We start from the raw sequence: 13215 nt of genomic DNA, 5'->3' as shown, positions 1-13215 counted from the left end.
TCGGGATCTGATAACCTTGACTGTCACTCGTGGCGTGCCTATGCATGCCCGGGAGGCAGAAACCAATCAATCGCTGCAGAGCTCATGATCGGCCGTGCGCGGCCGGAGCCCTCAGCCCGAGTCTCCATTCACAAGGACAACCCACTACATGACTACCGCAACGACCGCCCCGGCCACCAAGCAGGTCGCCATCAACGACATCGGATCTGCTGAGGACTTCCTGGCCGCGGTCGAGAAGACCCTGAAGTTCTTCAACGACGGCGACATCATCGAAGGCACGATCGTCAAGATCGACCGCGATGAGGTCCTCCTCGATGTCGGATACAAGACCGAGGGCGTCATCCCCTCGCGCGAGCTCTCTATCAAGCACGACGTCGACCCGAACGAGGTCGTCAAGGTCGGCGACGAGGTCGAGGCCCTGGTTCTCCAGAAGGAGGACAAGGAAGGCCGTCTGATCCTCTCCAAGAAGCGTGCTCAGTACGAGCGTGCCTGGGGAGACGTCGAGAAGATCAAGGAGAACGACGGCGTCGTCACCGGTACGGTCATCGAGGTCGTCAAGGGTGGACTCATCGTCGACATCGGCCTCCGCGGCTTCCTGCCGGCCTCGCTCATCGAGCTGCGCCGCGTCCGCGACCTCACGCCGTACCTCGGCCAGGAGATCGAGGCCAAGATCCTCGAGCTCGACAAGAACCGCAACAACGTCGTGCTCAGCCGCCGTGCGCTGCTCGAGCAGACGCAGTCGGAGTCGCGCACCACGTTCCTGAACAACCTGCACAAGGGTCAGGTCCGCAAGGGTGTCGTGTCGTCGATCGTCAACTTCGGTGCATTCGTCGACCTGGGCGGCGTGGACGGCCTCGTGCACGTCTCCGAGCTGTCCTGGAAGCACATCGAGCACGCCTCCGAGGTCGTCGAGGTTGGCCAGGAGGTCACCGTCGAGATCCTCGAGGTCGACCTCGACCGCGAGCGCGTCTCCCTGTCGCTGAAGGCTACGCAGGAGGACCCGTGGCAGGTCTTCGCCCGTACCCACGCGATCGGACAGGTCACGCCGGGTAAGGTCACCAAGCTCGTTCCGTTCGGTGCGTTCGTTCGCGTCGCAGACGGCATCGAGGGCCTCGTCCACATCTCCGAGCTCTCCAGCAAGCACGTCGAGCTGGCCGAGCAGGTCGTGTCGGTCGGCGAAGAGGTCTTCGTCAAGGTCATCGACATCGACCTCGAGCGTCGTCGCATCTCGCTCTCGCTGAAGCAGGCGAACGAGGCAGTCGACGTCAACGGCACCGAGTTCGACCCGGCGCTCTACGGAATGCTCGCCGAGTACGACGAGGCCGGCGAGTACAAGTACCCGGAGGGCTTCGACCCCGAGACCGGTGCGTGGAAGGAAGGCTTCGACACCCAGCGCGAGGCATGGGAGCAGGAGTACGCTGCAGCCCAGGCTCGCTGGGAGGCGCACAAGGCTCAGGTTGCCAAGGCAGCCGAGGCCGAGGCGGCCGCTGGCGACGACTTCGGTGGTCAGGTCTTCTCGAGCGAGGCCGCAGGCGCGGGCACGCTCGCGGATGACGAGGCTCTCGCGGCTCTCCGCGAGAAGCTCTCGGGCGGCAACGCTTAAGCATCACGCTCTGAACGGGCCGTCATCCTTCGGGATGGCGGCCCGTTCTGCGTCTCGACGCGTCCTCGGATCTCCATGACCGATCATTACGCTCGCATTCGTCACATTCCGGCGGGTTGGACAGCATGGGGACATGACCTCTCTGCTCTCCGCGCCCTCGACGGCCGGCGCGTCGGCGATCGCCGGCACCGCACAGCCGGTGCGCCTGCAGGGGGTGGAGCGCAGCTTCACGCTCTCCCGCGGCCGGCGCGACGTCCTCCGCGACGTCGACGTCGACGTCGCCGCCGGTGAGATCGTCGCCATCGTCGGTCCCTCCGGGTGCGGCAAGTCGACGTTGCTGCGGCTCGTCGGGGGACTGGATGCGCCGACCGGCGGCAGCATCCGCATCCAGGACACGCGCGTGGCCGACGTCGACGAGCGCACCGCCGTCGCGTTCCAGGAGCCCCGCCTGCTGCCATGGCGGACCATCGCCCAGAACATCGAACTCGGTCTGCCCCGTGGCACCGCGCGCCGCGAAGGCCGGGAACGTGTTCGGGAGCTCATCGAGCTCGTCGGCCTCGAGAAGGCCGCTGATCAGCGGCCACGCGAAGTGTCGGGTGGCATGGCGCAGCGCGCCTCGCTCGCACGCGCCCTCGCTCGCAATCCCGGCGTGCTGCTGCTCGACGAGCCGTTCGGTGCGCTCGATGCGCTCACCCGCCTGCGGATGCACGATCTGCTCCTCAAGATCCATGCGGCTGAGCCGACCACCGTCCTCCTCGTCACGCACGATGTCGAAGAAGCCCTCTATCTCGCCGATCGTGTGCTGCTGTTGCGCACGCTCGGCGACGCCGACACGGAAGCGCCGTCCATCGTGCGCGCGATCACCGTCCCCGGCATCCGACCCCGGGACCGCGCCGATCGCGGTCTCGCCGACCTCCGCGCAGAGCTCCTCGAAGGACTCGGCGTGGACACCCACCACCGCACCGCCACCGAGGAGACCCGATGAGCACCATCACCCGACGAATCATCCCCGCGATCACGATCGCAGGGACGATGATGCTCGTCGCCACCGGCTGCGTCGCCGGTGAGAACGCCACCGCCTCGGACTCGTCGTCCGACGATGCGGCAGCCTCGGGGGAGTGGTCGGCGGACACTCTGTCCATCGACTTCGCGACCTACAACCCGCTCAGCCTCGTGATCCGCGACCAGGGGATCCTCGAGGAGATCCTCGGCGACGACGTCGAGGTCGAGTGGGTGCAGTCCGCGGGATCCAACAAGGCGAACGAGCTGCTGCGCTCCGGCTCGATCGACGTCGGCTCCACGGCCGGCTCGGCGGCACTGTTCGCCCGATCGAACGGCTCACCGATCCAGGTCATCGACATCTTCTCGCAGCCCGAATGGTCGGCGATCGTCGTCGGCCCCGACAGCGACATCACCTCGGTCGAGGACCTCGCGGGCAAGTCGGTCGCGGCGACGAAGGGAACGGACCCCTATTTCTTCCTGCTCCAGTCTCTTGAGGAAGCAGGCCTCTCGGTCGACGACGTCGAGGTCCAGAACCTCCAGCACGCCGACGGCCGTGCCGCTCTCGACAGCGGCTCGGTAGACGCCTGGGCGGGCCTCGATCCCATCATGGCCGCGGCCGAGGTGGAATCGGGCGATGAGCTCATCTACCGCAACGTGGACTTCAACACCTACGGCTTCCTCAACGCCACCGAGGACTTCATCGAGAACCACGCGGACCTCGCGCAGGCGGTCGTCGACGCATACGAGCAGGCGCGCGAGTGGGCCCTCGAGAACCCCGACGAGACCGCGGCGCTGCTCGCCGAGGTCGCAGGAATCGACCCCGCGGTCGCGACGACCGTCATCGAGGAGCGGTCGAACCTCGACGTCAGCGGCATCCCCGGTGAGGCGCAGATCGCGGTGCTCGAGAAGATCGCGCCGGTGCTGGTCGAATCCGGAGATGTCCAGGGTGGCGAGGCTTCGGTCGAGAAGGCTCTCGACTCCCTCATCAACGCCACCTTCGCCGAGAAGGCGGTCGGCGGCGAGTGATCACTCCCGACCAGCGCGTGGTGGTGCCCGCGGATGCGCAGGACGCGATCGACGCGGCGCGCGGAGTCCGGCGTCGTGACGAGGCCGGTGCCCGTCATGCCTGGGATCGACCCGCGGTGCGTCTCGTCGGCGGACTGCTGCTTCCGCTCATCATCGTCGGTGCCTGGCAGCTGGTCACGACCACCGGGCTCGTCGCGCCCTACCTGCTCCCTTCGCCGGCATCCGTCTTCACCGCGGGGGTCGAGCTGGCCGAGCGCGGCACGCTGTGGACGCACGTCGTCATCTCGGTGCAACGGGTCCTGCTCGGGTTCGCGGTCGGTTCTGTCATCGGACTCGCGGTGGCCGGCATCGTCGGTCTGTCACGGGTCGGCGACGTGCTGCTCAGTCCGACGCTCTCCGCGATCCGAGCGGTGCCGTCGCTCGCCTGGGTGCCGCTGCTGATCCTGTGGATGCAGATCGGCGAGGAGTCCAAGGTGACGCTGATCGCCATCGGCGCCTTCTTCCCGGTCTACACGACTGTCGCGTCCGCACTCCGCCACGTCGACCCGCAGCTGGTAGAGGCGGGACGCTCGTTCAGTCTTCGCGGATGGTCTCTCTTCCGCACGGTGCAGCTGCCGGCCGTCGTGCCGTCGGTCGCCGCGGGGCTCCGGCTGGCGCTCGCGCAGGCGTGGCTGTTCCTCGTCGCCGCCGAGCTGATCGCGTCGTCGATGGGACTCGGCTTCCTGCTGACCGACTCGCAGAACAGCGGCCGCGTCGATCGGATCATCCTCTCGATCGTCCTGCTGGCGCTGCTCGGCACGATCACCAACGCGATCCTCGTGGTGGTCGAGAAGTACCTGCTCCGCCGGTGGATGTGACGATGGCCGAGGCGCGCCTGCACGAGACCCGTTCGTACCCGGCCCCTGCTGCGTTCGCCGCTCAGGCGAACGTCGCCGATGAGGCGTATGCGAGGGCCGCCGCGGATCCCACGGCCTTCTGGGAGCAGGCCGCGTCCCGACTCGACTGGGCAGAGCACTGGCACACGGCCCACGAGTGGGATCCGCCTGCGGGCGATGCCGTCCCGGCGGCGCGCTGGTTCGTGGGCGGGCGCCTGAACGTGGCGTACAACTGCGTCGAGCGTCATGTCGACGCCGGGCGCGGGGACAAGATCGCCCTCCACTTCGAAGGAGAGCCGGGGGACAGGGCTTCGGTCACGTACGCGGACCTCCAGCGTCGCGTCTCGCAGGCGGCGAACGCGCTGACCGCGCTCGGCATCGAACCGGGCGACCGGGTGGTCGTCTACCTGCCCGTGCTGATCGAGACGGTCGTGATCACGCTCGCATGCGCACGGATCGGCGCCGTGCACTCACTGGTGTTCGGCGGCTTCTCGGCCGAAGCGGTGCGCTTCCGTCTGATCGACACCGGCGCCAAGCTGCTCGTCACGAGCGACGGGCAGTTCCGCCGCGGCACCGCGACCGAGGTGAAGTCGACGGCCGACATCGCCGCAGCGGATCTGCCGGACCTCGAGCATGTGCTGGTCCTGCGGCGCACCGGCCAGGACGTGCCGTGGACAGACGGCAGAGACGTCTGGTGGCACGACACGGTCGGCGCAGCCTCGTCCGACCACATCGCGCAGGCGTTCGACTCCGAGCATCCGCTGTTCATCATCTACACATCGGGGACCACCGGAAAGCCCAAGGGCCTCGTGCACACCTCCGGTGGCTACCTGACGCATGCGAGCTGGGCACACTGGGCGCACTTCGACGCGAAGCCCGACGACGTGCACTGGTGCACGGCGGATCTCGCGTGGGTGACCGCTCACACCTACGAGATCTACGGGCCTCTCTCCAACGGGCTGACCCAGGTGATCTACGAGGGAACGCCGGACACCCCCGATCGCGAACGTCATCTCGAGATCATCGAGCGGTACGGCGTGACGGTGTACTACACGGCGCCGACGCTGATCCGCACCTTCATGACCTGGTTCGGGCCCGAACTCCGGTCGGGTCACGATCTCTCGACCCTCCGTCTGCTCGGGACCGTCGGCGAGGCGATCAATCCGGAGGCCTGGATCTGGTTCCGCCGGAACTTCGGACGCGATGAGCTGCCGGTCATCGACACCTGGTGGCAATCCGAGACCGGGGCGGCGATGATCGCGCCGCTGCCCGGAGTCACGACCCTCAAGCCGGGGTCCGCGTCCGTGCCGCTGCCCGGCATCGATGCGACGGTCGTCGACGCGGACGGCCACGAGGTCGCTCCCGGCCGGTCGGGCACGCTCGTGGTGCGCCGCCCGTGGCCGGGTATGGCGAGGACGGTGTGGGGCGACCCTCAGCGCTACCGCGATGCGTATTGGTCCGCCTACGCCGGGCACGGCGAACACGGCGGCTACTACGTGGCGGGCGACGGTGCGACGAGAGACGCCGACGGCTACATCTGGATCCTGGGGCGGCTCGATGACGTGGTGAACGTGTCGGGCCACCGGCTGTCCACGATCGAGATCGAGTCGGCGCTGGTGGCGCACGAGACGGTCGGCGAAGCGGGAACGGCCGGCGTCGCAGACCCCATCACAGGCCAGGCGGTGGTCGCCTTCGTGACTCCCTCCGGACGATCCGAGGTGTCGGTCGCCGCGCTGCGGTCGCAGGTGGCGGCTGCCATCGGTCCTGTCGCCAAGCCGAAGCACATCGTCGTGGTCGCCGACCTGCCGAAGACCCGCTCGGGGAAGATCATGCGCCGACTTCTCGCCCAGCTGTGGGAGGCCGAGCAGGATCGTCGCTCGGGACGAGCCCCGGCTCCGCTGGGAGACACGACATCGCTGCAGAATCCGTGGGCCGTCGGCGAGATCGCCGCCGTGCTCGAGAACGCTGAACTGAGGACATCATGACGGAAGAACATCGCTTCGGGTTTCGCACGAGGGCGCTGCATGCCGGCGGGACTCCCGACGCAGCGACCGGCGCCAGGGCCGTGCCGATCTACCAGACGACGTCGTTCGTGTTCGACGACGCGGCGGACGCCGGCAACCTCTTCGCCCTCCAGAAGTACGGGAACATCTACTCGCGCATCGGCAACCCCACCGTCGCCGCGCTCGAGGAACGTCTGGCCTCGCTCGAGGGCGGCATCGGCGCGGTCGCGACCGCCTCGGGGATGAGCGCGGAGTTCATCACGTTCGCGGCGCTCGTCGAAGCGGGCGACCATGTGGTCGCCGCGGCGCAGCTGTACGGGGGCACGGTGACCCAGCTCGACGTGACCCTGCGTCGTTTCGGCGTGGAGACGACGTTCGTCGCGTCGACCGATCCCGCCGACTACGCCGCCGCCATCCGTCCGGAGACCAAGGTCGTCTACGTGGAGATGATCGGCAATCCCTCGGGTGAGATCGCCGACATCGAGGGGCTGGCCGAGGTCGCTCATGCCGCAGGTGTGCCGCTGGTCGTGGACGCCACGCTCGCCACCCCGTACCTCGCGCGCCCTCTGGAGCACGGCGCGGACATCGTCATCCATTCGGTCACCAAGTTCCTGGGCGGACACGGGACGACGCTCGGCGGCGTCGTTATCGGGAAAGGCACCTTCGACTGGGGCAACGGCCGCTTCCCGCAGATGACAGAGCCGGTCGAGTCGTACGGCGGCATCAAGTGGTGGGACAACTTCGGCGAGTACGGCTTCCTCACCAAGCTCCGCACCGAGCAGCTGCGTGACATCGGCCCGGCGCTGAGCGCGCAGTCGGCGTTCAACCTCCTTCAGGGAGTCGAGACGCTGCCGCAGCGGATCGATGCGCACCTTGCGAACGCGCGGATCGTGGCCGAATGGCTCGACTCCGACCCCCGGGTGGAGTATGTGACGTGGGCGGGTCTCGAGCATCACCCGCACCACGAGCGCGCAGCGAAGTATCTGCCGCTCGGTCCTGGTTCGGTGTTCGCGTTCGGGGTCAAGGCCGACGACGGTCGCTCGGCGGGCGAGACGCTCATCGAGAATCTTCAGCTGGCATCGCACCTCGCGAACATCGGGGACGCGCGCACGCTCGTCATCCACCCGGCATCGACGACCCACCGTCAGCTCACGGAATCGCAGCTCGTCGCGGCGGGCGTGCGACCTGACCTCATCCGCATCTCGGTGGGCCTCGAGGACGCAGAAGACATCATCTGGGATCTTGACCAGGCCCTCACGACAGCGACAGGAGCCACTCGATGAGCGGAATCGAGACCACCGGCGCCGGCGCCGACGCCTGCGCGCTGCCGACCGCCCAGGATTCTGCGGCCTGCGCCCTGCCCGCATCCGCGCCGGCGCACCCGGATCGGACCTGGGAGGGCCCCAGCCAGCAGCAGCGCTTCGGCATATTGCGACGCGCGAAGTCGGTCGCCATCGTCGGCGCGTCGAACAATCCCGCGCGCGCCTCGTACTTCGTCGCGACGTACCTGCTCTCCAGCACCGCATACGACGTCTATCTCGTCAACCCGCGGGAATCGGAGATCCTCGGTCAGCCGGTCTACTCCTCACTGTCCGACCTGCCCGTGGTTCCGGACGTCGTCGACGTCTTCCGCCGCCATGACGACCTGCCCGGCGTCGCCCAGGAGGCGATCGAAGCCGGGGCGCAGACCCTGTGGCTGCAGCTGGGATCGTGGAACGAGGATGCCGCGGCGATCGCCGAAGGCTCAGGGCTCTCCGTGGTGATGGATCGCTGCATCAAGATCGAGCACGCCCGGTTCCACGGAGGCCTCCACCTGGCCGGTTTCGACACCGGCGTCATCAGCTCGCGACGGCAGCTGCTGGCCCGCTGATCCACGATCTCAGCCCCGTTTAGACTGGCGAGATGCCTCTCATCGCGCTCACCGGCGGCATCGCCTCGGGCAAGTCGACCATCGCACGACGACTCGCAGAGCTCGGCGCGGTGGTCGTCGACGCCGATCAGATCGTCCGCGACGTGCAGTCGCCCGGCTCCGAGGTTCTGGCTCGGATCGAGGATGCCTTCGGCGCGGACGTCATCTCGGCGGACGGCGCACTCGACCGCGCCGCCCTGGGGGCCAAGGTCTTCGCCGATCCGGAGCAGCTGGCACGACTGAACGCGATCGTGCATCCGGCCGTCCGTGCCGAGTCGCAGCGACGATTCGAGGCGGCAGCGGCCGCCGAACCGGGCGGTGTGGTCGTGTACGACGTGCCCCTTCTGGTCGAGGCGCGCGTCGATGACCCCTGGGACCTGATCGTCGTCGCCCATGCGCCTGCCCAGGAGCGCAGACGGAGGCTCGTGGAATTGCGCGGCATGGCGGAACAGGCTGCGCAGGAGCGGATCGATGCGCAGGTCTCGGACGAGCGTCGGCTGGCGATCGCCGATGAGGTCGTCGACACATCCGGATCCCTGGAGCAGACGATGCTGCAGACCGATGCCCTGTGGGAGCGGATCCGCTCGTCGTGACCTTCACCGGTCACGCACCCGGATCCCCTGCCTATCGGCGTCTCATCGTCGGGCTCTTCTTCGCCGGCATCGCGACATTCGCCCAGCTCTATTCGCCGCAGGCCGTTCTGCCGCAGCTCTCGTCCGATCTCGGGATCACGCCTGCCACCGCGGCACTCGCTGTATCGGCCGCGACGCTCGGTCTCGCGGCGGCGGTGATCCCGTGGTCGATGGTCGCGGATCGCATCGGCCGAGTGCCGGCGATGGGGACCGGCATCCTCGCCGCTACCGTTCTGGGTCTGGTCGCTCCGCTCAGCACCGGCATGGAGATGCTGCTGGCGCTGCGCCTGCTCGAGGGCATCGCACTGGGCGCCGTGCCGGCCGTAGCGCTCGCGTACCTCAGCGAGGAGGTGAGTGCGCGGCATGCCGCGGCGGCCGCGGGGAGCTACATCGCCGGGACGACCGTGGGTGGTCTGCTCGGTCGCGTCGTGTCCGGATTGGCCGGCGAGCAGTGGGGGTGGCGTGCGGGAATCTGGGTCGTGGCCGGTGTCTGCGCGATGGCGGCCGCTCTCTTCCTCTGGCTGACGCCGAAGGCCCGGGGGTTCGTGCCCGGTCGGCTTCGCCAGGGTGCGACAAGCGGGATGCTCGCGCGTCTCGTGTCGCCGATGCGCTCCGCACCGCAACTCGCCCTCTACGCGCAGGGCTTCCTTCTCATGGGGGCGTTCGTCGCGGTGTACAACTACCTCGGATTCCACCTCATCGACGCGCCGTTCTCCCTTCCGAGCTGGCTGGTGACCCTGCTCTTCCTCGCCTACCTCGCGGGCACCGTCTCGTCACCGACCGCCGGTGCTCTCGCATCTCGCTTCGGTCGGTACCCGGTGCTGCTGTGCTCGATCGCGGTGATGGGCATCGGAGCGCTCGCCATGCTCAGCCAGGCCGCGCTGCCGGTGGTCCTCGGGCTGCTGCTCTTCACTGGCGGCTTCTTCGGCGCACATGCGGTTGCGTCGGGGTGGGCTCCGGCCGCTGCCACGCCGGACAGTCGTGCGCAGGCATCGTCGCTCTACTACTTCGGCTACTACGCGGGCTCGAGCCTGTTCGGATGGGCGCTGGGCATCGTGTTCGGCAGGGCGGACTGGGCGTGGTTCGTGGGCGCGATCATCACGATGTGCGCGGTGTCGGCGGCACTCGCGGCGCGCGCGCTCCGGTCGTCGCCGACAGGACGCATATGATCGCGAGGCGGCACCGCCGCGCAGCCGCTCGCCGGCGCGACCGACCCGAAGGACCAGCACCATGCGCATGAGGCATCTTGCAGCGTACGACCACGAGCTGCGCACGGATGCGGGAGTGGTGCATGCCCTCGATGTGGCGATGCACGGACCGCTGCGTCTCGCCGTTTTTCCGGGCGGGCGCGGTTTCGTGTCCTACGCCGATCTCGGCGGGGTCGATCAGGGCGGCATCGAGGCGCTCGTCGATGCCGCGCTCGCGCACTTCGGGAGGCGGAGCGAGATCGACTCGATCGAGTGGAAGACGCGCGGGCATGACCGGGCACCGGGTCTCGGCGGGACTCTCGAAAGCCGAGGCTTCGTGCCGGAGGAGACGGAGTCGGTGATGATCGGCGAGGCGGAGCTGCTCGCCCAGCCGGTGTCGCTCCCCGCCGGAGTCGAGCTTCGGCGCGCGCGAACGGAGACCGAGGTGTTCGCGATGGAGAAGATGCAGGGCAGGGTGTTCGGCGATCCCCGGTGGCGGGTGCGGGTCGAGACGACGCTGCAGCGCATCCGCGAGGACGACACGGTGGAGCTGTGGACCGCCGTCGCCGGAGACGAGGTGATCAGCGCTGGACGGCTCGAACCGGTCACGGGCACGCGATTCGCCGGTCTGTGGGGAGGTGCGACGCTGCACGAGTGGCGGGGCCGCGGCGTCTATCGGGCTCTGACGGCCCAGCGGGCGCGATCCGCCCTCGCCCTCGGCAAGGTGTATCTGCACTCGGATTCCACGGAGTTCTCGCGGCCGATCCTCGAGCGGGCCGGGCTCGTCACGGTCACGACCACCACTCCCTACGTGTGGACGCGGTCGACTGACTGACGGGCAGGGATTCCGCTGGGGGCTCTCGTGGCCCCGATGTCGGTGGCCCGGCATACGCTGGAGGTATGCAAACCACGCGCAGCGTCCGTCCTTTCGAGGTCATCAGCGAATACGCGCCCGCCGGCGACCAGCCGAAGGCCATCGCCGAGCTCGCGTCGCGCATCAATGCCGGCGAGACAGACATCGTCCTGCTCGGTGCCACGGGTACCGGAAAGTCCGCGACGACCGCCTGGCTGGTCGAGCAGGTGCAGCGTCCGACGCTCGTCCTCGCGCACAACAAGACTCTCGCCGCGCAGCTCGCCAACGAGTTCCGCGAGCTGATGCCGAACAACGCCGTCGAGTACTTCGTCTCCTACTACGACTACTACCAGCCGGAGGCGTACGTCCCGCAGACGGACACCTTCATCGAGAAGGACTCGTCGATCAACTCCGAGGTCGAGCGTCTCCGCCACTCGACGACCAACTCGCTGCTGAGCCGTCGGGATGTGATCGTGGTCTCGACGGTCTCCTGCATCTACGGTCTCGGTGCGCCGGAGGAGTACCTCCGGGCGATGGTCGCGCTCCAGGTGGGGGAGCGCTACGACCGGGACGCGCTGATCCGACAGTTCATCTCGATGCAGTACAACCGGAATGACGTCGACTTCTCCCGAGGCAACTTCCGCGTGCGGGGAGACACCATCGAGATCATCCCCGTATACGAGGAGCACGCGATCCGCATCGAGCTGTTCGGCGATGAGATCGAAGCGCTCTATTCGCTGCATCCGCTCACCGGAGAGGTGATCGAGAAGCTCGACTCCGTGCCGATCTTCCCCGCCTCGCACTACGTCGCCGGCACCGACGTGATCCAGCGCTCCATCGGCACGATCGAGCACGAGCTCGAAGAGCGGCTCAAGGAGTTCGAGCGTCAGGGAAAGCTCCTCGAGGCCCAGCGCCTGAGGATGCGCACCACGTTCGACCTCGAGATGCTGCAGCAGCTCGGGTTCTGCTCGGGCATCGAGAACTACTCCCGGCACATGGACGGGCGCCAGCCGGGCGAGCCGCCGCACACGCTGCTCGACTTCTTCCCTGACGATTTCATGCTCGTGATCGACGAGTCGCACGTGACGGTGCCGCAGATCGGTGCGATGTACGAGGGCGACGCCTCTCGCAAGCGCACGCTCGTCGAGCACGGCTTCCGGCTTCCGAGCGCGATGGACAACCGGCCGCTGCGCTGGGACGAGTTCAAGAACCGAATCGGACAGACCGTCTATCTCTCTGCGACACCGGGCAAGTACGAGATGGGGATCGCCGACGGCGTGGTCGAGCAGATCATCCGCCCGACCGGACTCGTCGACCCGCACATCATCGTGAAGCCGTCGAAGGGGCAGATCGACGACCTCCTCGAGGAGATCCGGCTTCGGGTCGAACGCGACGAGCGTGTGCTCGTCACGACACTCACGAAGAAGATGTCCGAGGAGCTCACGGACTTCCTCGGCGAGCACGGCGTACGCGTGCGATACCTGCACTCGGACGTGGACACTCTGCGACGGGTCGAGCTGCTCAGTGAACTGCGTGCCGGGGTGTACGACGTCCTCGTGGGAATCAACCTGCTCCGAGAGGGGCTCGACCTGCCTGAGGTGTCCCTCGTCGCGATCCTCGACGCCGACAAGGAAGGCTTCCTCCGGTCAGGCACCTCGCTCATCCAGACGATCGGTCGCGCGGCGCGAAACGTCTCCGGCGAAGTGCACATGTACGCCGACAAGATCACCGACTCGATGGCGAAGGCGATCGAAGAGACCGATCGCCGCCGCGAGAAGCAGGTCGCGTACAACCTCGAGAACGGTATCGACCCTCAGCCGCTGCGTAAACGCATCGCCGACATCACCGAGGTGCTCGCGCGTGAGGGCGCCGACACCGCTGAGATGATGTCCGGGCGCGGGAGAGCGACCGGCAAGGGCAAGTCGCCGACGCCGAACCTGCGGCGCACCGGCATCGCCGCAGAAGGAGCTCAGCAGCTCGAAGCGGTGATCCAGGACCTCTCGGATCAGATGCTCGCGGCTGCCGCCGAGCTCAAGTTCGAGCTCGCCGGGCGGTTGCGCGACGAGGTGCAGGACATGAAGAAGGAACTGCGCGCGATGGAGAAGGCCGGCCACGCCTGAGAAGC

Annotated in this window: 11 protein-coding genes; all 11 read left to right on the top strand. The window is 67.9% G+C overall.

Annotation, left to right across the window (positions count from 1 at the left end):
• Nucleotides 1–148: 148 nt before the first annotated feature.
• The 11 genes from rpsA to uvrB all read left to right on the top strand — a co-directional run bounded on the left by rpsA (nucleotide 149) and on the right by uvrB (nucleotide 13210).
• On the top strand, nucleotides 149–1603 hold the full coding sequence (gene rpsA / locus SOM10_RS04990) for a 30S ribosomal protein S1 (protein ID WP_053096692.1): 1455 nt from the start codon (nucleotides 149–151) through the stop codon (nucleotides 1601–1603).
• A 133-nt stretch (nucleotides 1604–1736) separates the two neighbouring features.
• Entirely contained in the window at nucleotides 1737–2588 is an 852-nt protein-coding gene (locus SOM10_RS04985) for an ABC transporter ATP-binding protein (RefSeq protein ID WP_320488729.1), read from the top strand.
• Entirely contained in the window at nucleotides 2585–3631 is a 1047-nt protein-coding gene (locus tag SOM10_RS04980) for an aliphatic sulfonate ABC transporter substrate-binding protein (protein ID WP_056278943.1), read from the top strand. The genes SOM10_RS04985 and SOM10_RS04980 overlap by 4 nt, the downstream gene beginning before the upstream one ends.
• A complete protein-coding gene (locus SOM10_RS04975) occupies nucleotides 3628–4488 on the top strand; it encodes an ABC transporter permease (protein WP_414683565.1) in 861 nt (286 codons plus the stop codon). Before SOM10_RS04980 ends, SOM10_RS04975 begins: the two co-directional genes overlap by 4 nt.
• A gap of 2 nt (nucleotides 4489–4490) precedes the next feature.
• On the top strand, nucleotides 4491–6491 hold the full coding sequence (gene acs / locus SOM10_RS04970) for an acetate--CoA ligase (RefSeq protein ID WP_320488728.1): 2001 nt from the start codon (nucleotides 4491–4493) through the stop codon (nucleotides 6489–6491).
• Entirely contained in the window at nucleotides 6488–7792 is a 1305-nt protein-coding gene (locus SOM10_RS04965; protein ID WP_320488727.1) for an O-acetylhomoserine aminocarboxypropyltransferase/cysteine synthase family protein, read from the top strand. Before acs ends, SOM10_RS04965 begins: the two co-directional genes overlap by 4 nt.
• Nucleotides 7789–8379, top strand: coding sequence for a CoA-binding protein (locus SOM10_RS04960; RefSeq protein ID WP_320488726.1), 591 nt, complete (start codon nucleotides 7789–7791; stop codon nucleotides 8377–8379). The genes SOM10_RS04965 and SOM10_RS04960 overlap by 4 nt, the downstream gene beginning before the upstream one ends.
• 32 nt (nucleotides 8380–8411) lie before the next feature.
• Nucleotides 8412–9011, top strand: a complete 600-nt coding sequence (coaE, locus tag SOM10_RS04955) for a dephospho-CoA kinase (protein ID WP_056278940.1) — start codon at nucleotides 8412–8414, stop codon at nucleotides 9009–9011.
• Nucleotides 9008–10219, top strand: coding sequence for an MFS transporter (locus SOM10_RS04950; protein ID WP_082298029.1), 1212 nt, complete (start codon nucleotides 9008–9010; stop codon nucleotides 10217–10219). The genes coaE and SOM10_RS04950 overlap by 4 nt, the downstream gene beginning before the upstream one ends.
• A gap of 67 nt (nucleotides 10220–10286) precedes the next feature.
• A complete protein-coding gene (locus tag SOM10_RS04945; RefSeq protein ID WP_320488725.1) occupies nucleotides 10287–11072 on the top strand; it encodes a GNAT family N-acetyltransferase in 786 nt (261 codons plus the stop codon).
• A 65-nt stretch (nucleotides 11073–11137) separates the two neighbouring features.
• Nucleotides 11138–13210, top strand: a complete 2073-nt coding sequence (gene uvrB, locus SOM10_RS04940) for an excinuclease ABC subunit UvrB (RefSeq protein ID WP_053096678.1) — start codon at nucleotides 11138–11140, stop codon at nucleotides 13208–13210.
• Nucleotides 13211–13215: the final 5 nt, after the last annotated feature.

This window comes from Microbacterium sp. CFBP9023 (genome assembly GCF_034045055.1).
Lineage (GTDB): Bacteria > Actinomycetota > Actinomycetes > Actinomycetales > Microbacteriaceae > Microbacterium.
The sequence above is the reverse complement of the archived record's forward strand: the minus strand, read 5'-3'. Positions and strand labels throughout refer to the sequence as shown.